The sequence below is a fragment of the Streptomyces sp. 3211.6 genome (assembly GCF_003634815.1).
GTDB lineage: Bacteria > Actinomycetota > Actinomycetes > Streptomycetales > Streptomycetaceae > Streptomyces > Streptomyces katrae_A.
On sequence record NZ_RBXC01000001.1, the window covers coordinates 3,469,740 to 3,493,395 of the forward strand.

Here is a 23,656-nt window from a genome sequence, read left to right on the forward strand (position 1 = left end):
GTTCAGCTCTGGCTCCCGGCTGCCGCGTCCGGTCTGGGGTGGTCTCCGCCGCGGATCTGGTCGACGGCGTGCGGCAGGACCCGCGCCAGCACCGCGAGGCCGTCCTTCACTCCGCCCGTGGAACCGGGCAGGTTCACGATCAGCGTGCGGCCCGCCACGCCCGCCATGCCCCGCGACAGCGCGGCGGTCGGCACCTTGGCGAGGCCCTCGGCGCGGATGGCCTGCGGGATGCCCGGGATCTCGTACTCGAGCACGCGAGCGGTCGCGTCGGGGGTCCGGTCGGTCGGCGAGATGCCGGTGCCGCCGGTGGTCAGGATGACGTCGTACCCGGCGGCCACGCCCTGGCGCAGCGCCTCCTCGACGGGGTCCCCGTCCGGGACGACGCGCGGGCCGTCCACCGTGAAGCCCAGCTTCTCCAGCGCCTCGGCCAGCAGCGGGCCGCCCTTGTCCGCGTACACGCCCTGCGAGGCGCGGTTGGAGGCGGTGACCACCAGGCCGCGGAGCTCCGGCGCCCCGGCAGCGGGCGGTGCGGCCTGCCCGGCCGCGGCGGCCACGGGCGGCACGTGGCTGTGGACCTCGCCGCCGCGCGGGGGCGTCACGAGCGGCTCCAGTCGCCGGACTTGCCGCCCGTCTTCTCCTCCACCCGGACGTCGGTGATGACCGCGCCCTTGTCGACGGCCTTCACCATGTCGATCACGGTGAGTCCGGCGACGGCGACCGCGGTCAGCGCCTCCATCTCGACGCCCGTGCGGTCGGTGGTCTTGACGGTGGCGAGGATCTCGACGGCGTCGTCGGCGACCTTCAGGTCCACCTTCACCCCGGAGACCGCCAGCGGGTGGCAGAGCGGGATCAGGTCGGGGGTCTTCTTGGCCCCCATGATTCCGGCGATCCGCGCGGTGGCGAGGGCGTCGCCCTTCGGCACTCCCTCGCCGCGCAGCAGCTCGATCACCCGGGACGAGACCAGGACGCGGCCGCTGGCGCGCGCCGTGCGGGTGGTGACGTCCTTTGTCGATACATCGACCATCCGGGCCGCGCCGGCCTCGTCGATGTGCGTCAGCCTGCTCTGCGTACTCATGTCTACGTGCCGCTCCCGCTCCGGGCCCCGAAACGCTGGGGCCTGTGTGGTGCAACACGCTACCCGCACCGGGCGGTACCCAGCCGGGCAGGACCACTGGCCGAACGGCGCCCCGGGCGAACTGCGCCACCGGACGAACGGCGCCACCGCGGCCGCCTGCGACGACCCGCCCGGACGGGACCGCCGGGCGGGCGGGGCGGAGACCCCCTGGCCGCCCCCTAGCCGAGCAGGACGACTTCCAGTTCGGTGCCCGGCTCCACCGAGGTGACGTCTTCCGGTACGACGATCAGAGAATCGGCGTGCGCCAGCGCGGCGATCAGGTGCGAGCCCGATCCGCCGACCGGGCTGACGGTGCCCGCGTCAGGGTCGTACTTCCCGCGCAGGAACTGCCGGCGGGCGGCCGGGGAGCCCAGCGGCTCGTCGGCCTTCAGCACGGCCCGCACGCTCGGCCGGCTGACCTGCGACGGAGGCAGCCCCATGAGCGCCCGGATGGCCGGGCGCACGAACAGCTCGAAGGACACATACGAGGACACCGGGTTGCCGGGCAGTGCCAGCAGCGGCGTGTGATCGGGCCCGACCGTGCCGAAGCCCTGCGGCTTGCCGGGCTGCATCGCGAGCTTGCGGAAGTCCACGCCGCCGGCCTGCGGCTCCTCGCCGTCGCCGGTGCCGGCCGCGGTCAGGGCCTCCTTGACCACGTCGTACGCACCGACGCTGACCCCGCCCGTGGTGACCAGCAGGTCGGCGCGGACCAGCTGGTCCTCGATGGCGGCGCGCAGCGTTTCGGCGTCGTCGGCGACCGCGCCGACGCGGTAGGCGATGGCGCCGGCGTCCCGGGCGGCGGCGGCCAGCGCGAAGCTGTTGGAGTCGTAGATCGTCCCGGCGGCCAGTGCCTCACCCGGCTGGACCAGCTCGCTGCCGGTGGACAGGACGACCACGCGCGGGCGCGGCCGGACCCGTACTGTGCCGCGGCCGATCGCCGCCAGCAGCGCGATCTGCGGCGGGCCGAGGACGGTGCCCGCGGCCAGCGCGAGGTCCCCGGCCTGCACGTCGCTGCCGCGGGCGCGGACGTGTGCCCGGGCCTCGGCCGCGCGGTGGACCCGTACCTCGCCGGCGCCGCCCTCGGGCGCGGCGCTGGCCGGGGTCATGCCGGAGGCGGCGCCGCCGCCCGTACCGCCGTCGGTCCACTCCACCGGTACGACGGCTTCCGCGCCGGGCGGCACAGGGGCGCCGGTCATGATGCGGGCGGCCTGGCCGGGGCCGACGGTGGGCAGCTCGCCGCTGCCGGCCGCCACGTCGCCGACGACCGTGAGCACCGCGGGGAACTCCTCGCTCGCGCCCTGGACGTCGGCCGTGCGGACGGCGTACCCGTCCATGGAGCTGTTGTCGAAGGGCGGGAGGGCGACGGGCACGGTGACGTCTTCGACCAGGACGCAGCCCTGGGCGTCGAGCAGCTGGAGCTCGATGGGCTCCAGCGGCCGGACGGCTGCGAGGACGTCCGCGAGGTGCTCGTCCACCGACCACAGGCGGTGGTGGCCGGTGTCCTGCGGTGCTCTGCTGCTCAAGGTGCTACATCTCCTCCGTGACGTAACGGTGAAGCCAGGTGCGGAACTCGGGGCCCAGGTCCTCACGCTCGCACGCGAGTCGGACGATGGCCCGCAGGTAGTCCCCCCGGTCCCCGGTGTCGTAGCGGCGGCCGCGGAAGACCACCCCGTGCACCGGGCCGCCCACGGTCTCGTCGGCGGCCAGCTTCTGCAGGGCGTCGGTGAGCTGGATCTCCCCACCGCGGCCCGGCTCGGTCTCCCGCAGTATGCCGAAGATCGCGGGGTCCAGGACGTAGCGTCCGATGACTGCGTAGTTGCTGGGCGCCTCGGCGGGCTCGGGCTTCTCGACGAGGCCGGTGATGCGGACGACGTCGTCCTCACCGGTCGCCTCGACGGCGGCGCAGCCGTAGAGGTGGACGTGCGCGGGGTCGACCTCCATCAGGGCGATGACGGTGCCGCCGGTCTTCTGGTGGACCTCGACCATGCGGCGCAGCAGGGGGTCGCGCGGGTCGATGAGGTCGTCGCCGAGGAGGACCGCGAAGGGCTCGTCGCCGACGTGCGGCTCGGCGCACAAGACGGCGTGGCCGAGGCCGCGCGGGTCGCCCTGGCGGACGTAGTGCATGGTGGCCAGGTCGCTGGACTCCTGGACCTTCTTCAGCCGGTCGTCGTCGCCCTTCGCGATCAGGGCCGACTCCAGCTCGTAGTTGCGGTCGAAGTGGTCCTCGAGAGCGCGCTTGTTACGTCCTGTGATCATGAGGACGTCGTCGAGGCCGGCCGAGACGGCCTCCTCGACCACGTACTGGATGGCCGGCTTGTCCACGACCGGGAGCATTTCCTTGGGGGTCGCCTTGGTGGCGGGGAGGAACCGGGTACCGAGGCCCGCAGCCGGAATGACGGCCTTCTTGATCACAGGGTGCGACTGAGTCATGGGCAGAACGATAGTGGGTCGTACCGAACACCCGGCCAGATTCCGGTAAATAGATCCAACTCTGTCCCGATAGAAAAGGAATTGTGACGCAACTGTGGTAGAGAGCCTGTCCGGAAACCTCCCCTTCCCTCCCGAGAAGGCCGCCCTCCGCCGGGAACTCCTCGCCGCCCGCCGGGCTTTGCCCCCCGAGGCCCGCCGCACGGCCGCCCGGGCGCTCGCGCGCTCCGCGCTGGCGCTGCCGGAGCTGGCCGGCGCGCACACGGTGGCCGCGTACGTCTCCGTCGGCGCGGAACCGGGCACCCGCGAGCTGATCGACGCGCTGCGGGACACCGGGAAGCGGGTGCTCCTGCCCCTGCTGCTGCCCGACAACGACCTCGACTGGGCGGCGTACGAGGGTCCGGGCAGCCTCGCCGAGGCGGTGCACCCGGGGAGGATGCGGCTGCTGGAGCCCTCCGGTCCGCCGCTGGGTCCGCAGGCCGTCACCGGGGCGGACGCGGTGCTGCTGCCCGGGCTGGCGGTGGACCGGCGCGGGATGCGGCTCGGGCGCGGCGGGGGGTCGTACGACCGGGTGCTGGCGCGGCTGGAACGGGCCGGCGCGCATCCGGCGCTGGTGGTGCTCCTCTACGACGAGGAGGTGGTCGCGCGGGTCCCGGAGGAACCGCACGACCACCCCGTCCAGGCGGTCGCCACCCCGTCGGGGGTGGTGCGCTTCACGGCCTGATCCTGCCGATCGCCGGTGAGTGCGGTCTGCTGATCACACCGGCCGGATCAGGGCGTGCGCGCCGGTCACGGCTTGAGCGTCAGCGTGTCCACTGTCGACTTGTCGACGGCGGCCTTCCCGAACGGCCAGTCCAGCAGTTCGCCCTTGGCCCACAGCGTCGTCTGGTCCGTGTAGTTGCTGTCGTACGCGTGACCCGAGGCGCCGGTCAGGTTGATCCAGCGGGACTTGTCGAGGTCGTTCAGGTTGACGACCATGCGCATCGACGGCACCCAGGTGACGTCGTAACCGCTGGAGGCGTTCCAGCCGGTGGCATTGACGGTGGCCTCGCCGCCGCCCAGGTTCCACGGGCCGCGGTTGAGGAGCCACTGCATGAAGCCCGGCCCCTCCTTGCCGATCGTCTGGTTCTTCAGCGTCAGCTGGTGCAGCCGGCCCCAGCTCCAGGTCGACTGGTCCTTGCCGAGCTTGGCGGTCAGCTCCCAGCGCGCGTCCTCCATCGCCCGGGCGAAGAGCTCGTCGCGGGTCTTGATGGGCTTGTCGTGGACGGTCTTCGGGGTGGCCGTCCACCACGGCGACTTCTCGTCCTTGACCAGGCGGCGGACGACCTCGAACCAGCGGTCGCCGCCGTCCGGCTGCGCGGAGTCGGCGCCGCGGGTGCCGCACTCGCGGACGGTCTTGGCGAGGTCGTCGTTCGGGCCGGTGCCCTCCTCGATGACGTTCATGCAGCTGTCCGTGACGCGCAGCTCCTTCGGCATCTTGTCGCCGAACGCCAGTTTGAGGATGTTGCGCCAGACCGCGTTGAAGTACGCGGCCGCCGCCGAGTCGTTCTCCTGGGTGTAGTTCCAGCCTTCCAGCAGCTTCTGCGCCGAACGCACGTCCGGGTCGGAGACCGGGATCTTGGCCAGCATCGGGGTCAGCAGCGCGGCGATCTCGCTGCTGTTGTCCATCTGCATGGTGCGCATGTCGTCGGTGGAGATCTTGCCGCTGTCCTTGATCTTCGCCTCGATGAGGTCGTTGATCCGCTGACTGCGGGCGCCGTAGCCCCAGTCGGTGGTCAGCACGTACGGGTACTTGCCCGCGCCGGTGCCGGACTCGGTGACGGCCTGGTTGGCGGTGACGATGTAGCCGCGCTGCGGGTTGAGCTCCCACGGCAGTTCGTTCTGCGGGATGTAGCCGGCGTTGCCGTCCCGGCCGCCCTTCCAGGCGTACTTGGGGTCCCAGCCCGGGGCCGGCATGCGGCCGTCGCCCTGGCCGCGGAGCGGGATGCGGCCCGGGGCCTGGTAGCCGATGTTGCCGTTGGGGCCCTTGTTGTCCGCGTAGATCAGGTTCTGGGACGGGGCCTCGAAGTCCGCGGCCGCCGCCCGGAAGCTCGCGAAGTCCTTGGCGCGGTCGAGCTTGAGGACGGCGTCCATCGACTTGCCCGGGTCCAGTGCGGTCCAGCGCAGGGCGACGGCGTAGCCGGTGCCGCGGTCGGGGGCCGAGCTCGGGACGGGGGCGCGGGAGCCGATGGTCTCGAGCTCGTCGCTGCGGTCGGAGATCAGCGGTCCGTTGTTGGTCGTGCGGACGGTGATCTTCTTGCTCTTGCCGCCCGCGACCTTGATCTCCTCTTCACGGATGGTGAAGGGGACGACCTTGTTGTCGTAGACGTAGCCCTCGGGACGGACCTGCTCCAGGTAGAGGTCGGTGACGTCGGCACCGAGGTTGGTCATGCCCCACGCGATGTCGGCGTTGTGGCCGATGACCACGCCCGGCATGCCGGAGAAGGTGAAGCCGGCGACGTCGTACTGGCACTTCGACGAGACGGCGCGGCAGTGCAGGCCCATCTGGTACCAGACCGAGGGCAGCTGCGGGGACAGGTGCGGGTCGTTCGCGAGGAGCGGCTTGCCGGTGGTCGTGTACTTGCCGGAGACGACCCAGGAGTTGGAGCCGATGCCGCTGCCGTTGGGGCCGAGGATGGCCGGGATGTCGTCCAGCGTCTTGGAGAGGGCGGTCAGCTGCGTGCGCAGGCCGACGGTCGCGCCCTGGGCGCTCGCGTTGTCGGCGAGGCCGGTGGCGGGGTTGGTTCCGCCGTTCGGGGTGGCCTGCGAGCCGGTGCCGGTGCCCGCGGTGGAACCCGTGCCCGCCCCGGCGGTGGAGCCGGTGCCGCTCGCGCCCGTGCCGGAGGTGCCCGTCGAGGAGGAGCCGGCGCCCGTCGCGGAGGAGCCCGCCGTGCCCTGGGGCGCGTACTTGCCGCCCGCGACGGCGCCGCCCTCGACGATCGGCTTGTTCCGGTCGAAGGGGTACGCCGGGTAGAGCTCGTCGATCTGCGCCTGCGTGAGCTTGTTCGACATCAGCGAGCGGTCGATCTCGTCCTGCATGTTGCCGCGCAGGTCCCAGGCCATCGCCTTGAGCCAGGCCACCGAGTCGACCGGGGTCCACTGCTCGGGCTTGTAGTCGCCGGTGAGCTTGAGGGCGGCGTGCTCGACGGAGAGGTCCTTGCCGGACTTGCCCTTCAGCCACGCGTTGACCCCGTCGGCGTAGGCCTGGAGGTTCTTCTTCGTCTCGGGCGAGAGCTTCTTGTCGTACTCCTCCTGCGCGACCTGGCGCCAGCCGAGGGTGCGCAGGAAGGCGTCGGTCTCGACCTGGCCGGAGCCGAACATCTCCGACAGGCGGCCGGAGGTCATGTGCCGGCGGACGTCCATCTCCCAGAACCGGTCCTGCGCCTGGACGAAGCCCTGCGCGCGGAAGAGGTCCTCGTCGCTGTCGGCGTAGAGCTGCGGGATCCCGTGCTCGTCGCGCTTGACTTCGACGGTCCCGGTCAGGCCGGGGACCTTGAGGGAGCCGGTGGTCTGCGGGAACGAAGCGCGCACGGTGTCCACGCTCCAGTACGCGCCGTAGCCGAGGCCCGCCAAGAGCGCCAGGACCAAGACGAGCACGAGCAGGCGTGCGCGTCGTCCCTTCTTCTTGACGGAAGGTCCGGATTCTTTGGCGGGCATCGCTGTCCTTCGAGGGGCAGGGTGGTCCTGGGAGTGCTGGGAGCAACCATAGGCGCAGGACCGCCTCCGTTGATCCGCCAGGGGTCAAGGTCCGTAGGACAGGGGCGAACTGCCGTTTCACAATGTGGGTATCACGTAAAGAGTCCGTCAAAGATTAGGTAAGGTAACGAAGCACTTGCCGAATACGCCGCCTGGTGGAACGTTCCGCCTGGCGCGCTTTGAGGAAAGGGCTGCCCACTGACTGTCCACACGCTCAATGAGCTTCTGCTGGTCTGCTCGCTCGTGCTGCTCGTCGCGGTAGCGGCGGTACGCATCTCTTCACGCAGCGGCCTGCCCAGCCTGCTCATCTACCTCGGCATAGGCATCGCGATAGGCCAGGACGGCATCGGCCACGTCGTATTCGACAACGCCGAGCTGACGCAGGTCATCGGTTACGCCGCGCTCGTCGTCATCCTCGCCGAGGGCGGTCTGGGCACGAAGTGGAAAGAGATCAAACCGGCCCTGCCGCAGGCGGTCGTCCTGTCGCTGGTCGGCGTCGCGGTCAGCGTCGGCGTCACCGCGGCCGGTGCGCACTACCTGGTCGGACTCGAATGGCGGCAGTCGCTGCTGATCGGTGCGGTCGTCTCCTCGACCGACGCGGCGGCGGTCTTCTCGGTACTGCGCAAGGTCCCGCTCCCCTCGCGCGTGACGGGCGTGCTGGAAGCCGAGTCGGGCTTCAACGACGCCCCCGTCGTCATCCTGGTGGTGGCCTTCGCGACGGTCGGGCCGGTGGACAGCTGGTACGTACTGGTCGGCAAGATCGCGCTGGAGCTGGCGATCGGCGCGGCGATAGGTCTGGCGGTGGGGTTCCTGGGGGCGTACGGGCTGCGGCACGTGGCCCTGCCGGCCTCCGGCCTGTACCCGATCGCGGTGATGGCGATCGCGGTGTCCGCGTACGCGGCCGGCGCGATGGCGCACGGCTCCGGCTTCCTCGCGGTGTACCTGGCGGCGATGGTGCTCGGCAACGCGAAGCTGCCGCACTGGCCGGCCACGCGGGGGTTCGCGGACGGGCTGGGCTGGATCGCGCAGATCGGCATGTTCGTGCTGCTCGGTCTGCTGGTGACGCCGCACGAGCTGGCCGGGGACTTCTGGCCCGCGGTGATCATCGGACTGGTGCTGACGATGGTGGCGCGGCCGCTGGAGGTGTTCGTCAGCCTGCTGCCGTTCCGGGTCGCGTGGCAGGAGCAGGTGCTGATGTCGTGGGCCGGGCTGCGCGGCGCCGTGCCGATCATCCTGGCGACGATCCCGATGGTGACCGGGATCGAGGGCAGCGACCGGGTCTTCAACATCGTCTTCGTGCTGGTCGTCGTCTACACGCTGGTGCAGGGGCCGACCCTGCCGTGGCTGGCGCGCAAGCTGAACCTGCGCGAGACCGGCGAGGCCGCCGCCGACCTGGGGATCGAGTCGGCGCCGCTGGAGAAGCTGCGTGGACACCTGTTGTCCTTCGCGATACCCGAGGCGTCGCGGATGCACGGCGTCGAGGTCGGCGAGCTGCGGCTGCCGGCCGGGGCGTCGGTGACGCTGGTGGTCCGGGACGCGAAGAGCTTCGTGCCGGCGCCGTCGACGGTGTTGCGCCGGGGGGACGAGCTGCTGGTGGTGGCCACGGATCCGGTGCGGGACGCGGCGGAGGCCCGGCTGCGGGCGGTGGCCCGCGGGGGCAAGCTCGCGGGGTGGCTGGGCACCGGTGGCGGACCGTCACTCTAGGTACCGGAGGGTGGCCGCAAAGGCCGTCCGAGCAGCGACTTTCCGTTAGAGCGCCATTCTAATTAGCCCATTTTCAGTGGCTTGCGACTGACCTTGCCCCCATTTCAGAGGGCCAGGAATGCGAAGTTCCAGTTAATCGCAGGTGAAGACATGGCTTGTCACCGTAATCACAGGGCGTGGTAGGCGATTCCCCTGTACGATGAAGGCACACCAGATCGAACCAACTCTGCCTGACGCAGAGCTGGCGCGACCGCAAAGCGGCCGTGGCACCCTCCCGCAGTGGGCGCCCAGGTATCACTCGGTTCTGCGCAAGAGGACAGCTCTCGGGGCTCCCACATGTACGGGTGCGGCCGCTCACAAAGCGGCCGGCCGTCCGCAGACGGGGACGCTCTACCAGGCAGCGGAAAGGCCAGGCCGTGACATCCGCGGTCACGACCGACAAGTCCGTCCGACCCGGCTACGGGCAGCTCCTGCGCACGCCCGGCGCCCTCTCCTTCGTCCTCCCCGGCTTCGCCGCCCGTCTGCCGTTCGGCATGCTGACCATCAGCATCCTGCTGCTCGTCCAGCACGCCACCGGCTCCTACGGCGACGCGGGCATCGTCTCCGCCGTCACCGGCGTCTCCATGGCCCTGTTCGCCCCGGTCATGGGCAAGCTCACCGACCGCCGCGGCCAGAGCGCCGTCCTCGTGCCGGTCGTCCTCACCCACGCCACCGCGGTCTCCGCTCTGACCTCGCTGGCCCTCCTCGGCGCCCCGCTGTGGGCGCTGGCGCTGGCCGCCGTCCCGGCCGGCGCCTCCGTCCCGCAGGTCGGGCCCATGGTCCGGACCCGCTGGGCGGCCAAGCTGGAGGGCTCCCCGCTGCTGCCGACGGCGGCCGCGTTCGAGTCCGTCACCGACGAGTTCACCTTCGTCGTCGGCCCGGTGCTGGCCACCGCGCTGTGCACCGGCGTCCACCCGGCGGCCGGCCTGGCCACCGAGGCGGCCCTGACCCTGCTCGGCGGCCTGTTCTTCGCCGCGCAGCGCTCCACCGAGCCGGAGACCACCGCGAACGCGACCCAGGGCGAGAAGCACGCCTCGGCCCTGTCCTTCGCCGGTCTGCGCGTCCTGATCGTCGCCTTCCTCGGCATCGGCGCCGTCTTCGGCGGCATGCAGGTGTCCCTCACCGCCTTCGCCGGCGAGATCGGCAACCCGGGCGCCAACGGTCTGCTGTACGGCGTCTTCGCGGCCGGCAACATGATCGCCGGCATCACCATGGGCGCCGTCGCCTGGAAGATCGGACCGCGCCGGCGCCTGATCCTGGGCTACATCGGCCTGACCGCCGCCGCCTCGGTCCTGTGGACCGTGAACTCGGTCGTGCTGATGGGCGCGGTCGGCCTGGTCGTCGGTCTGTGCATCGCCCCGGCGCTGATCACCGGCTACACGATGATCGAGCAGCTGGTCCCGGCCGCCTCGCGCACCGAGGCGTTCACCTGGCTGACCGGCGCGGTCGCCTTCGGGCAGGCCGTCGCGGTGATCGTGGCCGGCCGCCTGACGGACGCGCACGGGTCCTCGTACGGCTTCCTGGTGCCGCTGGCCGCCACCGCGCTGGCGCTGGCCACGCTGCTGGCCCTGCGCGCGAAGCTCGCGCCGAAGGCCCCGAGCCGCATCGTGAACTCCTCCGCTCCGGCCGCCGCCGCGGCGGACGCGGCCGGCCGGAAGCGCACGAACGGGCGTGGGATCGGTCACCGCACGCCCGTGACGGTGGACTGATCCGCCGGAATACGTCACCATGGAGCGTCGTTAGCACTCATTGAGTCAGAGTGCCAGGAGGAAATTCGTGCCGACCTACCAGTACCAGTGCACCGAGTGCGGTGAGGGCCTTGAGGCCGTGCAGAAGTTCACCGACGAAGCGCTGACCGTGTGCCCGAGCTGCGACGGACGCCTGAAGAAGGTGTTCTCCGCGGTCGGCATCGTGTTCAAGGGCTCCGGTTTCTACCGGAACGACAGCCGTGGCGCCTCGTCGAGCAGCACGCCCGCCTCGAAGTCTTCGTCCTCGTCGTCCACCACAACGTCGACGTCGACCGCTTCGGCCCCGGCGGCCGCGTCCTCCTCGGCCTCCTCGAGCACGGGCGGCAGCTCCAGCTCGGCCGCCTGACCTCTCTCACCTCTTGCGCAAGGCCCCGTTCGCCCTCCTGGGCGGCGGGGCCTTGTGCGTCCCCCGTTAGGGTGGCCGCATGGTGAACGCAGAGATCGGTGTAATCGGCGGCTCGGGCTTCTACTCCTTCCTGGAGGACGTCTCCGAGGTCCAGGTCGAGACCCCCTACGGGCCCCCGAGCGACTCCCTGTACCTGGGCGAGCTGGCCGGTCGGCAGGTGGCGTTCCTTCCGCGGCACGGACGCAGCCACACCGTGCCGCCACACAAGATCAACTACCGGGCCAACCTGTGGGCGCTGCGCTCGGTCGGCGTCCGGCAGGTGCTGGGACCGTGCGCGGTGGGCGGCCTGCGGGCGGAGTACGGGCCGGGCACGCTGCTGGTCCCGGACCAGCTGGTCGACCGGACGAAGTCCCGCGTGCAGACCTTCTTCGACGGCGAGCCGCTGCCCGACGGGAGCGTTCCGAACGTCGTGCACACCACCTTCGCCGACCCGTACTGCCCGGTGGGGCGCTCGGTGGCGCTGTCGGCGGCGCGCGGGCGGGAGTGGGAGCCGGTGGACGGCGGCACCATGGTCGTCGTCGAGGGCCCGCGGTTCTCGACGCGCGCGGAGTCGCAGTGGCACGCGGCGGCCGGCTGGTCGGTGGTCGGCATGACCGGCCACCCGGAGGCCGTGCTCGCCCGTGAGCTGGGGCTCTGCTACACGTCGATGGCGCTGGTGACAGACCTGGACGCGGGCGCCGAGACGGGTGAGGGGGTCTCGCACGCCGAGGTCCTGAAGGTGTTCGGCGAGAACGTCAGCCGGCTGCGCGAGGTCCTCTTCGACACCGTGGCGGCCCTGCCCGCGACCGCTGAGCGCGACTGCCTGTGCACCCACGCCCACGACGGCTGGGACCTGGGCATCGAACTGCCGTAGGCGCGCTACAGGCGGGCCGGAGCTGGGGTGGAGCCCTGGGGTCCGCGGCCCGGCTCCAGGCCCTCCGTGGGGCTCCGCGCGGGCGTCCTGGCCACCGGGTGAATCGATTCCTCGGACGGTGTCACGTTCCGCGGGGCTGTTCTGTCTCGCTGGTGACGGGGCCGAAAGGGCCCCCTCCCGGAAGAGGCCAGCCATGCCGCGCATCTCGCTCACCCCGCCCCGCACCCTCCTGATGCGCCTCGGCGCCTGGTACTCGCGCCGCACCTACGGCAAGGTGCTCGACCCCGGCCAGGCGTACGGGCACAACTCGCGCGTGCTGTTCACGTACGCCCGGATGGAGCAGCGGGCGGCCAAGTGGAACGAGCTCGACGCCGGGCTGAAGCACCTGGCCGTGATGGCCTGCGCCGCCCGGATCAACTGCTCGTGGTGCATGGACTTCGGCTACTGGGAGGGCCACGAGCTGGGCCTGTCGCCGGAGAAGATCGAGCGGGTGCCTCGGTGGCGCGAGGAACGGGAGGTGTTCACCGCGCTGGAGCTGCTGGTCATGGAGTACGCGGAGGCGATGACCGAGACCGTGCCTGCGGTCACCGACGAGATGGCGGCAGAGCTCATCTCGCGGCTGGGCGAGGCGGCGTTCGTCGAGCTCACCGCCGTGGTCGCGCTCGAGAACTGGCGCTCGCGGGTGAACAGCGCTTTCGGTCTGACCAGCCAGGGATTCTCCGAGACCTGCCGGGTGCCGGGCCGGTCCTGAGCGGCCGAGCGGCGGGGGCCTGCCCCTGCGGGTGAACGGGTTGTCCACAACCTGGGGATCGTCCACAGGCCGGGGCGGGGAGGGGCGGAGAGGCGGATCGTGGGAGGGTCCGGGCGCAGGGCCCGGGCACCGGATCTCGAACCCTTCGGCGGTGATCAGCATGTCCACGTCCTCTCCCGGCCGCCCGGAATCCCCGGCTTCCCCGGAATCCCCGGCTTCTGCCGCGTCCTCTTCCTCTGCCTCCTCCCCGTGTTCCTCCGCCTCCTCCACGTGCCGCCCGGCGCGCCCCGTACCCCCGTTCCCGCCGTTGCGCGTGGGCCGGGCCCGGGGGCGGCTGGGTCGTGCCGTACGCCGCAAGCGGCGGGCGGCCTCGGCCGGGCTGGCCGTGGTGGCGGCCGCCCTGGCCGTGGGCGGGACGGACGCGCAGGCCTCCCGGGGTGCGGCCCCGCCCGAGGTGAAGCCGTCGCCCGCGGCGGTGCGGATGGTGTCGGCTCCCGTGCGCATCGCGGACGCGGCCACGGTACGGCTGCTGCGGCCCGGGGACCGGGTCGACGTGGTGGCAGCGGAGCGCACCGGGCCGCCGAGGGTGGTGGCGTCGGGGGCCCGCGTGGCCGAAGTCCCGGCTCCGGACCAGGGGGTGGGGGACGGTGGGGCGCTGGTGGTGCTGTCGGTGCCCCGGGACACCGCGCGGGCCCTGGTGGGGGCCGGAGCGGTGGCACGGCTGGCGGTGGCGTTGTGCTGATTCGCACTGGCGCACAGTCAAGTCGCTCTGGGGTGGGCACCGATTGGACATGGCGTGCCATCACTGTCGTAGTTTTCGGAACCGTTGGCTCCGTGTACAGCAGTGACGAAGAGAGGCTCAGTCGTGAGCGAGAAGAAGAAGGAGAGCGTCCTGGCGGGCTTCAAGGCCTTCCTGATGCGCGGCAACGTGGTGGACCTGGCGGTGGCCGTGGTCATCGGCGCCGCGTTCACGAACATCGTGAACTCGATCGTGAAGGGCATCATCAGCCCGCTTGTGGGCGCCATCGGCACCAAAAGCCTGGATGTCTACACCTCGTGCCTGAAGGCACCTTGTGGGGTGGACGCCAAGGGCGAGCCGACCGGCGTCAACATCATGTGGGGCTCGGTCCTGAACGCAACGCTCAGCTTCCTGATCACCGCCGCGGTCGTCTACTTCCTGATGGTCCTGCCGATGGCGAAGTACCTGTCCAGGCAGGAAGCGCGCCGCAAGGCCAGGGAGGGCGTCAAGGAGACCATCGAGATCACCGAGCTGGAAGTCCTCAAGGAGATCCGGGACACCCTGGTCTCGCAGCGCAGCGGGAACGGCGAGAGCGCCAGGACACCGGGGGCGCGCGACGCGGTCTGACCGCCGCGGCGGATCAGATGTGGTGCGGGGGCTTCTCGTCGAGGAAGCGGGCGAGGTCGGCCGTGCTTCCGCCGGCGGGCGGCCGTTCGCCCCAGCCCCGGTCGGTGTCGTCCGAGGACTGCTGGTCCAGCGGGTCGTCGAAGACCAGCTTCGGCCTGGGCCTCGGGGTCGGGGTGGGCTCGGGCCTCGCCCCGGCTGCGGGCTCGGGGGACTGCGGGTCGGAGGTGGGGGCGGTGCTCATGCCTCAAGGGTACGGCCGCCCCGGCCTCGGGCCCCGGCCCGGAGCGGGGTCCCGGCTCGGGCCCCGGCCCCGGCCCGGGTCAGCTGGGGGCCTCCGCGCCCTTGCGGGCGTAGAACCACCAGCAGACCGCGAGGCAGGTCGCGTAGAAGCCGATGAACATCCACAGCGCGTTGGTGACGGCGGTGGCCTCGAACATGGCGGGGATGAAGAAGAAGCCGTAGGCGGCGATGGCGGACGAGAAGCCGGTGACGGCGCCCGCCTCCATCTCCGACTGCTTCAGCGCGGCCGCCTGCGCCTCGGGACCCTGGCCCTCGGGCCAGAAGGACGGATCCTCCGGCGTCCATTGCGTGATGGTGTGGCCCGGCCGGTACTGTGCCGGGTCGGCCAGTACCTCCGGCGCTTGCTGGGTTGCCGTGCTCGTGGCGTCGTCCTGACGGTCGAGAAGGGTCGTGACCCTTCCGGGCTCTGCTCGCGGGGGTGGCGTGCGGCAGGGGCGAACGTCGTGCGGACGGCGGGACAAGGTCCCGGCACGGGAGGTGCGTTGGTCTGTCCGCCGGTGCCCGCGTCCGCCCGGGGTACCCGCGGGACGCGGGCCGCGCGCCTCGGCTGCCGGGCGGGTGGGCCCTGGTGTGCTGGGCGGTATGACGTACGTGCCGATGACCGCCCGCAGCCGCGTCGAGGGCCACCGGACGGCGACCTCCCTGGAGCTGTTCTTCGACCTGTGCTTCGTCGTCGCGGTCGCACAGGCGGGCCAGCGGCTGGTGCACGCGCTGGCGGAGGGGCATCCGGGCAGCGGGCTGGTCGGCTACTTCTTCGTCTTCTTCGGCGTGTGGTGGGCGTGGATGAACTTCACGTGGTTCGCCTCCGCTTACGACTGCGACGACGTGCCGTACCGGATCGCCACGCTCGTGCAGATCGCGGGGGTCCTCGTCTACGCGGCGGGGGTGAGCCGGGCCTTCGACAGCAATGACTGGACGGTGGCCGTCGTCGGCTACCTGATCATGCGGGTGGCGCTGACGGCGCAGTGGCTGCGGGCCGCGGCCGGGGAGAGCGGGCCTGGCCGGTCCGCAGCGCTGAAGTACGCCGCCGGGCTGCTGCTGTGCCAGGCGGGTTGGGTGGGGCTGCTGTTTGCGCCGGACGACTGGAAGCGCCGGCTGTTCCTGGTGCTGCTGGTGGCCGAGCTGATGGTCCCGTTGGTGGCGGAGCGCGGGCACCAGACGCCGTGGCACGCCCACCACATCGTGGAGCGGTACGGCCTGTTCACCATCATCGTGCTGGGCGAGACGATCGCCGCGAGCACGGTGGCGGTGAAGTCGGCCCTCGACGAGCACGAGGCGCTGGGCGAGCTGCTGCCCATCGCGGCGGGTGGGCTGCTGATCGTCTTCGCCGCGTGGTGGATCTATTTCGCGGTCCCGATGCACGAGCGGCTGAACTCCAACCGGGAGGCGATCCCGTGGGGCTACGGCCACTTGGTGGTCTTCGGTTCGGGTGCGGCGATCGGCGCGGGCATCGAGGTGGCGGTGGAGCACGCGGTCGGCAAGGCGCACATCTCGCAGGTGGCGGCGAACGCGGCCGTGACCGTCCCTGCGTCGGTGTTCCTGCTGATGGTGTGGCTGCTGCACTCGCGGCACTTCAAGCGGGGGCTCGCCCAGCAGCTGGTGCTGCCGGTGGCCGCGGTCGCGATCCTCGCCTGTACCTGGGCGGGTTCCTACGCCGTGCTGTACGCGGGCCTGGTCTCGGCGGCCACGGTGGCGGCGGGAACGACCCTCTCGGTCCGCCCCGTACCGGCCACCGTCTGAGGCGGTGGCGCCCGGGACCGTCACCCCCATGGCGCCGCCGCCGTTCTCCATCGCAGGACGCCACGGCGACGGGCGACAGCAGAGAGGCACCTCGGATGACACTCCCCTCACAGAGACTCGCAACCGGCCCCGGCGGGGAACTGGCCGAGCCAGGCTTCTGGCAGCGGCCGCCCGCCGACCGCCTCGCGGCCTTCGCCCGCCTGCGCGCGCTGGACTCCCCCGTGTTCGTCCCGGAGGGCGGCGGCCGGGGCGGCCACTGGGCCCTCGTACGGCACGCGGACGTGCAGGAGGCCAGCCGGCTGCCCAAGGTGTTCGCGAGCGCCCCCGGGGTGACGACGCCGGAGCCGGCGCGGTGGGTGCGGGCCCTGTTCGGGGACTCCATGGTCAACCTGGACGGCCCGGACCACGCACAGCTGCGGAAGATCGTGCAGCGGGCGTTCACGCCCCGGCTGCTGGCGGCGGCGGAGGCGGACATCCACGCGGTCGCGGCCCGGATCGTGGACGACGTGCTGGAGCGGCGGCCCGAGGAGTTCGTCTCGGCGGTGTCCTCACGGCTGCCCCTGGAGGTCATCTGCAACATGATGGGGATCCCGGAGCGCTACCGGGCGGAGATCGCCGACCGGGTCAACCACGCCTCGGAGAACATCGGGGTGGAGCGGGGGCTGGCGTCGCGGCTGCGGATGCCGGGGCGGGGGCTGCGGGCGCTGGCGCGGATGCAGCGGATGGTGGCGGGCATCGGCCGGGAGCGGCGTCGCAACCCCTGCGACGACCTGATCTCGGCGCTGGTCTGCGCGAACGTGGACGGGCAGGCGCTCGGTGCCCGGCAGTTGGGGGCGTTCTTCAGCCTGCTGATGGTGGCGGGGGTGGAGACCACCCGCAACGCCATCACGCACGGGCTGACCCTGCTGACCGACTTCCCCGCCCAACGGGACCTGCTGCTGTCGGACTTCGAGAAGTACGCGGACGGGGCGGTGGACGAGATGATCCGGCACTCCACGCCGATCATCCAGTTCCGCCGGACGGTCACGGCGCAACACACGCTGGGCGGGCGCGCGTTCGAGCCCGGGGACAAGGTGGTGCTGTACTACGCCTCCGCCAACCGGGACGAGGCCGTCTTCCCCGACCCGGACGCCTTCGACATCACCCGCTCGCCCAACCCCCATCTGGGCTTCGGCGGCGGGGGCCCGCACTTCTGCCTGGGCGCGCATCTGGCCCGGGTGGAGATGAAGGCCCTCTTCCGTGAGCTGCTGACCCGGCCGGTGGGTCTGCGGGCGGTGGGTCTGCCCGATCTGGCGGGGTCCAACTTCGACAACCGCGTCCGTTCGCTGCGGTTCGCCTTCGACACCCCCTGATCCGGAGGGGGCCGCCGGAGACGGGGGCCGGCCACCGGAGAAAGGGGCCGGCCGCCGGGCAGGCTGGGAGCCCGGCGGCCGGAGCGCGGCGTCCGCCGCCGCGGCTACTTCTGCAGGGTCTGCACCGTGAGGACGCAGTGGGCGCTGCTGGTCAGCACCGCCTCGTCCCCGGCGAAGCCCTGGAGCAGCTCCGGCGACACCACCTGGCCGGGAACGGCCTCGGGCCAGGCGCGGGTGGCGAACAGGAAGTAGGCCTGCCCGCTCTCGTTGGCCGCGGCGACCCACTCGGGCGGCGCGGTGCAGGTGGCGTTGAGCCCGGGCATGGTCAGGGCGATCTGGTCGTCGGCCAGCAGGATCTGTACGGGGAAGGTGCGCGGGTTGCGCGTTCCGTCGATGACCACGTCGCCGATCTGCAGGCCGATCTCCTCCAGCAGCCCGCGGGCGGCCGCCTCGCCGCCCTCCCGGCCCTGCGGGCCGTCGCCGAGGGTGTAGGCGATGAGGTACGGGACGTCGTGGCCCTCCGAGGGGTCACCGATCCAGGCGAGGACGGAAAGGGTGCCGAGCAGGGAGCGGTCGGTTTCGGCTTGCGTTGAAGTCATGCGCCGCACCTTAGTGCTCTCCCGCCCGGGCCTTTCACGGCCTTTCACCCGGGCGGGTTACACGGCCCAGAATCCCCCTCCGGAATTCGGCCGCATGTTCGCGTCCTGGTACTGGAGCCGCACAATGCGCTGGTTTTCCGGAATTTCGAACACCACCCATCCTTCGGCCCGCTCGCCGACCGCCAGGGAATCGAAGACGAGCGGTTTGCCGGTGGTGAGTTCACCGGTGCGCACGACCGGGTAGCGCTTGCCCGCGCCGTCGTACGCCCACATGCGCCCGAGTGCCCCGTACGAGGCCCCGCCGACGTTGACGAAGGACATCGAGGCGGCCACCCAGCGCTTCCCGGCGGGCGGCGCGTAGTTCGGTTCGACGCTGACGGCGGGGTCCACGAACGCGCCGAGCACCGCCTGGAGGTGTCGACCCACCTCCCGCCCTTGCACCCGTACGGAGTCACCCACATGGGCATCCTTCGCGGCGCCCGCCGCGTCTGCCCGGTCCGGGGCGACGGGCTCCTCGTCGGTGCCGGGCGCCCCGTCGTCCACCGGGACGGCGGGCGCCGCGGCCGGGGCCGTGGCCGACCCCTCGGAGGCGCTCTGGCAGGCGGTGGCGGTCAGCAGCAGGGCGGGCAGGAGCGCGGTGGCGGCGAGTACGGAGGCGGTCTGACGCATACGGGGACCCCTTCGGGGTTCTGCGGATCCGGGGATCGGCGGAAGGGAAGGCGGCGGCGTTTGCCGACGATATCTTCCGGCCAGTCTCACGCGCCCGAGCGGGGAATTGCACACACCGACACGAGCGCACGGACCGGGTTGGCCGCCGACTGCCAGCACAATGCGTTGCGGCGGAATCCCGCCGCCCCACCCACCCGGAGGAAAAATGCGCATCCCCGCCCGCCGAATGACCCTGACCGCCTTCTCCGCCCTGGCCGCCACCGCCCTCTTCGCCACTCCCGCCCTGGCCACCGTTTTCCACCAGGGAATTTCCCTGCGGCCGGAAGCCCGCATCACCGCGGAGGGCTCGGTCGTCCTTTCCGGCACCTACCAGTGCGAACTCTCGCCGGCTTCGGCCGCGATCCAGATCAAGGCCACCGTCGTCCAGGACGCCACTCGCCTGAGCATCGGCGCCGGGGAGGTCTTCTGCGACGGCCGGGAGCACAGCTGGGAGGCGGTGAGCCCGATGACGGGCGGCCTGCACCCGGGTGCCGCGCGCGCCGTCGCGGAGCTCCAGGAGATCCACATGACCGGGCTGATGCCGCGTGCGCTCAGCACGGTCGCCGAGGACCGGCAGGACATCGAGGTGACCGTCGACCACCGGTAGCGGGACGACGGTCCGCGGGCGGGTTCCGGTAGCCGCCGCTACCGGCACTCCGGCGCGACGCCCGTCATCGACATGAACGCGACCGTCTGGCATCCGGGCTCGCTGTGCGGCCGCCCGGTCGTCCAGTCCACGACCGCATGCCCCCCGGCCGCCAGGAGCAGCACCAGGAGCGTTATCACGATGCCCGTGACCGTGCCCCTGCTCAGGCGGCGCACGGCTCGTTCCGACGGCCGCGCGGAAGACCACGCTTCGGTTTCATGGCCGAATCATGACTCCGCTCCCCGCACCTCACAACCCGGCGTGACCGTTCGGTCACGGAGCCTCACGGTCACGCCGTGCCGCGCGCGGCCGCGCCCGCGTCGAACTCGCACCACACCGCCTTGCCGTCGCCCCGGGACTCCACGCCCCAGTGCGTGGCCAGCGCGTCCACCAGCAGCAGCCCGCGCCCCGTGGTCGCCGCCTCGCCGGGGGTGCGCCGGCGCGGCCACACGCTGGAGCGGTCCTTGACCCACAGCCGGATCCGCCGCACCGGCTCCGGCAGCACCTCCATGGTCAGCACCGCCCCGCCGTCGGTGTGCAGCAGGGCGTTGACCAGCAGCTCCCCCGCCGCCAGCTCGACGTCGTCGGCCAGCTCGCCCATCCCCCAGTCCCGCAGGGCCTGCCGCAGGGCGTAGCGGGCCTCGGAGAGGCCCTCGGGGTCGGCCTGGTGGACGTACTGGTGGATGCGGGGGGCGCGGTGCGTGCCCGGGTCGGGGGCGCGCCGCAGGACGAGCAGGGCGACGTCGTCGCCGGAGCCCCAGCGCTCCCAGAGCCGGTCGGAGAGGTGGTCGGCGAGCTCCCCGGGGCCCTGGGGCCCGCTGCGCACGGCGTGGGCCAGCGCGTCCATGCCGGCGGTGATGGTGGAGCCGGGCTCCTCGACGAGGCCGTCGGTGCACAGGACGAGCGTCTCGCCGGGCACCAGGTCCAGCCGGGTCTCGGGGTAGTCCTCCTCCCCGAAGGCCGAGGCCAGCCCCAGGGGCAGGCCGCCGCGGACGTTGGGCCAGCCGGTGCGCCCGTCCGTGTGCCGGATCAGCGGGCCGAGGTGGCCCGCGCGGACCGCCCGGACGCCTCCGGTCTCCAGGTCCACCTGTGCGTACATGCAGGTGGCGAAGCGTTCGGTGTCGAGTTCGGCGAGGAAGCGGGAGGCCCGGGCCAGGACGGTGGACGGCGGGTGCCCCTCGCCCGCGTAGGCGCGCAGGGCGATGCGCAGCTGGCCCATGATGGCGGCGGCGTGCGTGTCGTGGCCCTGTACGTCGCCGACCACGATCCCGACGCGGTCGCGGGGCAGGGAGATGACGTCGTACCAGTCTCCGCCGACCTCCCGTCCGCTCCACGCGGAGTGGTAGCGGACGGCGATCTCCCCGCCGGTGATCTCGGGGATGCGGCGGGGGAGCATCGAGGCCTGCAGGCCGGTGGCGAACTCACGCTCCTGGTCGAAGAGCAGGGCCCGCTGGAGGGACTGGGCGACGATGCCCGCCAGGCCCAGGCACAGGTTCTGCTCCTCCGGGCTGAACTCGGTGCGCCGCCGGTAGAAGAGCACGAGCCCGCCGATGGCCCGGGCCTGGGCGATCAGCGGCAGGTAGGCGGCGGCGTCGAAGCGGATGCGGCGCAGGTAGTCGGCCAGCAGGGGGAACTCGTCGGCGAGGGCGGTGAGCGAGGTGACGAAGCGGGCCTTGCGGGTGACCACGGCCTGCGACAGGGGCAGGGAGCCGTCCAGCCGGGTGAACTTCCGTTCGTCGAGGATCTCCAGGGATTCCCCGCTCAACGCGATGATCTTGATGGCGCCGTTCTCCACGAGCCCCAGGGCCAGCCCGTCCGCGCCGAGCCGTTCGAGAGCGCCCGCGCCGGTGAGGGCGGCCGTCACGTCGTCGACGGTCACGGCCCGTGACAGGGCCTCGGTGGTGCGCTGGACGATGGCCGCCTGCTGGATGCGGGCGTTCTCCAGTTTCCGCAGCACCGTCGCGTGGGCCAGCTCGGCGGTGGCGTCGCGGACGATGCCGACGATCCGCAGGGCCCTGCCGTCGGCGTCGCGCAGCACCCGGCCCTGGGTGTGCGTCCACTGGTCGCGGCCGTCGCGCCGGCGGACGGTGAAGTACGAGCCGTACGTCTCCCCGCCGCCGCCGAGCACCCCGTCCACGGTGTCCTGGAGGCGGGCCGAGTCGTCGGCCGGGATGCGCAGGCCGAGGCCCCGGGGGGTGTGGTCGAACTCCTCGGGTTCCAGGTCGAACACGGACAGCCCGGCCTCGTCCAGGACGAGGGTGCCGCTGTCCAGGTCCCATTCGAAGCTGCCCATGCCGTTGAGCGCGAGCCGCTCCCCGGGGCCCGTCAGGGGCTGGGGCGCGCCCTGCCCCGCGCCGTCCCGCTCCGCCGCTGCCACCAGAGTCACACCACCTAACGGCCGGGCCAGCACGGCTGCGAGATCAGCCGCTCCCACTCCTCGTCAGGATGCCCCGGAAGGGTGCGCCCGGCCTCCCGCCAGCGTTGGACGAGGGAGAGGTAGATCTGCGCCGGGTCCCCGGCCCCCGCCCCGGCCGGCCCGTACGGGCCGGTCCCGCGGAAGGGGGTCGCGGCGTACGGGCCGGAGCCGTGCCGGCCTGGGCCGTACGTCCCGTGCTGCCCTCCCCCGTACGCTCCGTGCTGCCCCTGCCCGTACGGCTTGCCCGTGGCCGCCGGCGGGGGCTGTTCGCCCCGGCTGGCGGGAATGCGCACCCAGCCACGGCCGCCCTGTGCTCGCTCCGCGCTCATCGCGGACCCCTCTCAGGTGGATCTCAGCGTAGATACGTCTCCGGACGTCCGGCGGACGCCCGGACCGGCCGGACCCCGCCGGCCCGGCCCGGCAGGGGACCCCGCGCGCCGAGGCGTTTGCGGACTCCCTTCACCAGTCTCCCCGCCGTGAAGCCCGCGCCGTGCACGAATCGCATGGAAGGTCCGAATGAGGGAGCCGTCAGCAGCCCCGCGAAGAACAGTCCCGGCCAGGACGACTCGAAACCGGGGCTCAGCTCGGGGGTGTCCCCCTCGCCCACGGTCGCCAGCGCGGCCCGCAGGCCCGCGTCGAGGAGGTGCAGCCGGCCCAGCCGCGGGGTGAAGCCGGTGGCGGCGATGACGTGCGCGGTGTCCAGGACGACGGACTCCCCCGCGGCCGTGGTCAGCCCGAGCCGGGTCCGGCCGCCCACCGCCACCGCCCGGTGCAGCCGGTGCCCCATGAGCGCGGGCACCCTCCCCTCGAAGCGGTCCCGCAGCCACCACGCCCCGGCCGGCCCCAGGGCCGTGGCGGCGATCCGCTCCCGCGTCGGCGCGGGCAGCCCCCGCACGGCCCAGGGCAGCTCCGACCACACCCAGCTCCGCCAGCCGGTGCCGAGCCCGCTGTGCGGGTCGCGCAGGGCCCGCAGCACGGGCCGCCGGAGGGGCTGCGGGACGGGGTTCCAGTTCAGCCGGGACCGGCGGGCCACCAGGCAGGGCCGGGCCCCCGACTCGGCCAGCAGGGCGGCGGTCTCCAGCGCGGCCTGCCCGGCGCCGAGGACGGCGACCTCCTGCCCGGCGAACCGGGACAGGTCGCGGTGGCCGCTGCTGTGCGAGTAGTGGGCCGGGGGCAGGTCGCGCAGCGCCCGGGGGTAGTGGGTGAACGGCATCACCCCGACGGCCAGGGCCACCGTGCGGGCGAGCAGCGGCGGGCCCTCGGCGGTGCTGACGCGGAAGCCGTCGCCCTCGGGGGCGACCTCGGTGACGGTGACCTCCTCCACCTCGGGCAGGCCGGCGTGGCGGGCGAACCAGAGCCCGTAGGCGCTGAAGGTGCCGATCGGCAGCGGGCTGCCGTGCTCCGCGACGAGGCTCCGGGTGGCGCAGTACTCGGCGAGGGTGTAGCGGCCGCCGGGGGCGGAGAGGCTGGAGGACCAGGGCTCGGACTTGAGGTACATGCCCTCGGGCATGTGGTCCCGCCAGGAGGCCATGGGCCGGCCCAGCACCCGTACGCCGAGCCCGGCCGCCGCCGCGTGCGCGGCGATCGACAGCCCGTACGGGCCCGCGCCGACCACCACGAGATCGTCCATCCGCCTCACGGCCGCTCCTCTTCCTCCAGCACGACCACCGCCACGCCACCGCGTGACGGCCCGTCACCAGGTCACCGGGGCACCGTCACCCCGGCGTCACCACGCCACCCCGGAGCCCGCGC

General features: G+C 72.4%; 24 protein-coding genes. 11 read left to right on the plus strand and 13 right to left on the minus strand.

Features of this window, described 5'->3' with window-relative positions:
• Nucleotides 1-2 precede the first annotated feature (2 nt).
• From BX286_RS15800 to galU, 4 genes are all read right to left on the minus strand, one after another.
• The gene (locus BX286_RS15800) at nt 3-554 is read right to left on the minus strand and encodes a molybdenum cofactor biosynthesis protein B (protein WP_187344280.1); all 552 of its coding nucleotides are present in this window, start codon (nt 552-554) and stop codon (nt 3-5) included.
• A 41-nt stretch (nt 555-595) separates the two neighbouring features.
• Complete coding sequence (gene moaC / locus BX286_RS15805) at nt 596-1,075, minus strand: cyclic pyranopterin monophosphate synthase MoaC (RefSeq protein ID WP_079427710.1); 480 nt, start codon at nt 1,073-1,075, stop codon at nt 596-598.
• Between the two features lie 218 nt (nt 1,076-1,293).
• On the minus strand, nt 1,294-2,637 hold the full coding sequence (gene glp / locus BX286_RS15810; protein WP_187344147.1) for a gephyrin-like molybdotransferase Glp: 1,344 nt from the start codon (nt 2,635-2,637) through the stop codon (nt 1,294-1,296).
• Between the two features lie 4 nt (nt 2,638-2,641).
• A complete protein-coding gene (gene galU, locus BX286_RS15815) occupies nt 2,642-3,544 on the minus strand; it encodes a UTP--glucose-1-phosphate uridylyltransferase GalU (protein WP_079427712.1) in 903 nt (300 codons plus the stop codon).
• 94 nt (nt 3,545-3,638) lie between these two features.
• Between galU and BX286_RS15820 the strand changes: the two genes are divergently transcribed.
• Nucleotides 3,639-4,265: a 5-formyltetrahydrofolate cyclo-ligase gene (locus tag BX286_RS15820; protein WP_100863498.1), complete on the plus strand. Its 627-nt coding sequence runs from the start codon at nt 3,639-3,641 to the stop codon at nt 4,263-4,265.
• Between the two features lie 65 nt (nt 4,266-4,330).
• On the opposite strand, the gene BX286_RS15825 is transcribed toward BX286_RS15820, so the two are convergent.
• Entirely contained in the window at nt 4,331-7,237 is a 2,907-nt protein-coding gene (locus BX286_RS15825) for a penicillin acylase family protein (protein ID WP_167747587.1), read from the minus strand.
• Between the two features lie 237 nt (nt 7,238-7,474).
• Between BX286_RS15825 and BX286_RS15830 the strand changes: the two genes are divergently transcribed.
• From BX286_RS15830 to mscL, 7 genes are all read left to right on the plus strand, one after another.
• Complete coding sequence (locus tag BX286_RS15830) at nt 7,475-8,980, plus strand: potassium/proton antiporter (RefSeq protein ID WP_079427713.1); 1,506 nt, start codon at nt 7,475-7,477, stop codon at nt 8,978-8,980.
• 416 nt (nt 8,981-9,396) lie between these two features.
• On the plus strand, nt 9,397-10,728 hold the full coding sequence (locus BX286_RS15835; RefSeq protein WP_121015253.1) for an MFS transporter: 1,332 nt from the start codon (nt 9,397-9,399) through the stop codon (nt 10,726-10,728).
• Nucleotides 10,729-10,795: 67 nt separating this feature from the next.
• Nucleotides 10,796-11,113 carry an FmdB family zinc ribbon protein gene (locus BX286_RS15840; RefSeq protein ID WP_079427717.1) on the plus strand — a complete coding sequence of 106 codons (318 nt, stop codon included), beginning with the start codon at nt 10,796-10,798 and terminating at the stop codon, nt 11,111-11,113.
• A gap of 79 nt (nt 11,114-11,192) precedes the next feature.
• Complete coding sequence (locus BX286_RS15845; protein ID WP_121015255.1) at nt 11,193-12,026, plus strand: S-methyl-5'-thioadenosine phosphorylase; 834 nt, start codon at nt 11,193-11,195, stop codon at nt 12,024-12,026.
• Nucleotides 12,027-12,219: 193 nt separating this feature from the next.
• Nucleotides 12,220-12,777, plus strand: a complete 558-nt coding sequence (locus tag BX286_RS15850; RefSeq protein ID WP_079427721.1) for a carboxymuconolactone decarboxylase family protein — start codon at nt 12,220-12,222, stop codon at nt 12,775-12,777.
• Nucleotides 12,778-13,090: 313 nt separating this feature from the next.
• Complete coding sequence (locus BX286_RS15855) at nt 13,091-13,519, plus strand: hypothetical protein (RefSeq protein WP_398898891.1); 429 nt, start codon at nt 13,091-13,093, stop codon at nt 13,517-13,519.
• Between the two features lie 123 nt (nt 13,520-13,642).
• Nucleotides 13,643-14,143, plus strand: a complete 501-nt coding sequence (gene mscL / locus BX286_RS15860; RefSeq protein ID WP_100863497.1) for a large conductance mechanosensitive channel protein MscL — start codon at nt 13,643-13,645, stop codon at nt 14,141-14,143.
• A 13-nt stretch (nt 14,144-14,156) separates the two neighbouring features.
• Here the strand turns inward: mscL and BX286_RS15865 are convergent, their stop codons facing one another.
• The gene (locus BX286_RS15865; protein ID WP_121015257.1) at nt 14,157-14,384 is read right to left on the minus strand and encodes a hypothetical protein; all 228 of its coding nucleotides are present in this window, start codon (nt 14,382-14,384) and stop codon (nt 14,157-14,159) included.
• Nucleotides 14,385-14,463: 79 nt separating this feature from the next.
• The gene (locus tag BX286_RS15870) at nt 14,464-14,649 is read right to left on the minus strand and encodes a hypothetical protein (protein ID WP_261993434.1); all 186 of its coding nucleotides are present in this window, start codon (nt 14,647-14,649) and stop codon (nt 14,464-14,466) included.
• Nucleotides 14,650-15,025: 376 nt separating this feature from the next.
• On the opposite strand from BX286_RS15870, the gene BX286_RS15875 reads away from it, so the two are divergent.
• Nucleotides 15,026-16,183 carry a low temperature requirement protein A gene (locus BX286_RS15875; protein WP_237292872.1) on the plus strand — a complete coding sequence of 386 codons (1,158 nt, stop codon included), beginning with the start codon at nt 15,026-15,028 and terminating at the stop codon, nt 16,181-16,183.
• A gap of 95 nt (nt 16,184-16,278) precedes the next feature.
• Nucleotides 16,279-17,535, plus strand: a complete 1,257-nt coding sequence (locus BX286_RS15880; protein WP_079427729.1) for a cytochrome P450 — start codon at nt 16,279-16,281, stop codon at nt 17,533-17,535.
• Nucleotides 17,536-17,639: 104 nt separating this feature from the next.
• Here the strand turns inward: BX286_RS15880 and BX286_RS15885 are convergent, their stop codons facing one another.
• A complete protein-coding gene (locus BX286_RS15885; protein WP_079427731.1) occupies nt 17,640-18,134 on the minus strand; it encodes a DUF5949 family protein in 495 nt (164 codons plus the stop codon).
• 57 nt (nt 18,135-18,191) lie between these two features.
• On the minus strand, nt 18,192-18,803 hold the full coding sequence (locus BX286_RS15890; protein WP_079427733.1) for a DUF4352 domain-containing protein: 612 nt from the start codon (nt 18,801-18,803) through the stop codon (nt 18,192-18,194).
• Between the two features lie 205 nt (nt 18,804-19,008).
• Between BX286_RS15890 and BX286_RS15895 the strand changes: the two genes are divergently transcribed.
• Nucleotides 19,009-19,449, plus strand: a complete 441-nt coding sequence (locus BX286_RS15895) for a DUF6299 family protein (RefSeq protein WP_148710275.1) — start codon at nt 19,009-19,011, stop codon at nt 19,447-19,449.
• 38 nt (nt 19,450-19,487) lie between these two features.
• Here the strand turns inward: BX286_RS15895 and BX286_RS36575 are convergent, their stop codons facing one another.
• The 4 genes from BX286_RS36575 to BX286_RS15910 all read right to left on the minus strand — a co-directional run bounded on the left by BX286_RS36575 (nt 19,488) and on the right by BX286_RS15910 (nt 23,534).
• Nucleotides 19,488-19,664: a hypothetical protein gene (locus BX286_RS36575; protein WP_187344148.1), complete on the minus strand. Its 177-nt coding sequence runs from the start codon at nt 19,662-19,664 to the stop codon at nt 19,488-19,490.
• 113 nt (nt 19,665-19,777) lie between these two features.
• Nucleotides 19,778-21,865: a SpoIIE family protein phosphatase gene (locus BX286_RS15900; RefSeq protein ID WP_237293326.1), complete on the minus strand. Its 2,088-nt coding sequence runs from the start codon at nt 21,863-21,865 to the stop codon at nt 19,778-19,780.
• A 14-nt stretch (nt 21,866-21,879) separates the two neighbouring features.
• Nucleotides 21,880-22,233 (minus strand): hypothetical protein, encoded by a 354-nt coding sequence (locus tag BX286_RS15905; protein WP_100863494.1) that lies wholly within the window; start codon nt 22,231-22,233, stop codon nt 21,880-21,882.
• 23 nt (nt 22,234-22,256) lie between these two features.
• Entirely contained in the window at nt 22,257-23,534 is a 1,278-nt protein-coding gene (locus BX286_RS15910) for an NAD(P)-binding domain-containing protein (protein ID WP_100863493.1), read from the minus strand.
• Between the last annotated feature and the right edge of the window lie 122 nt (nt 23,535-23,656).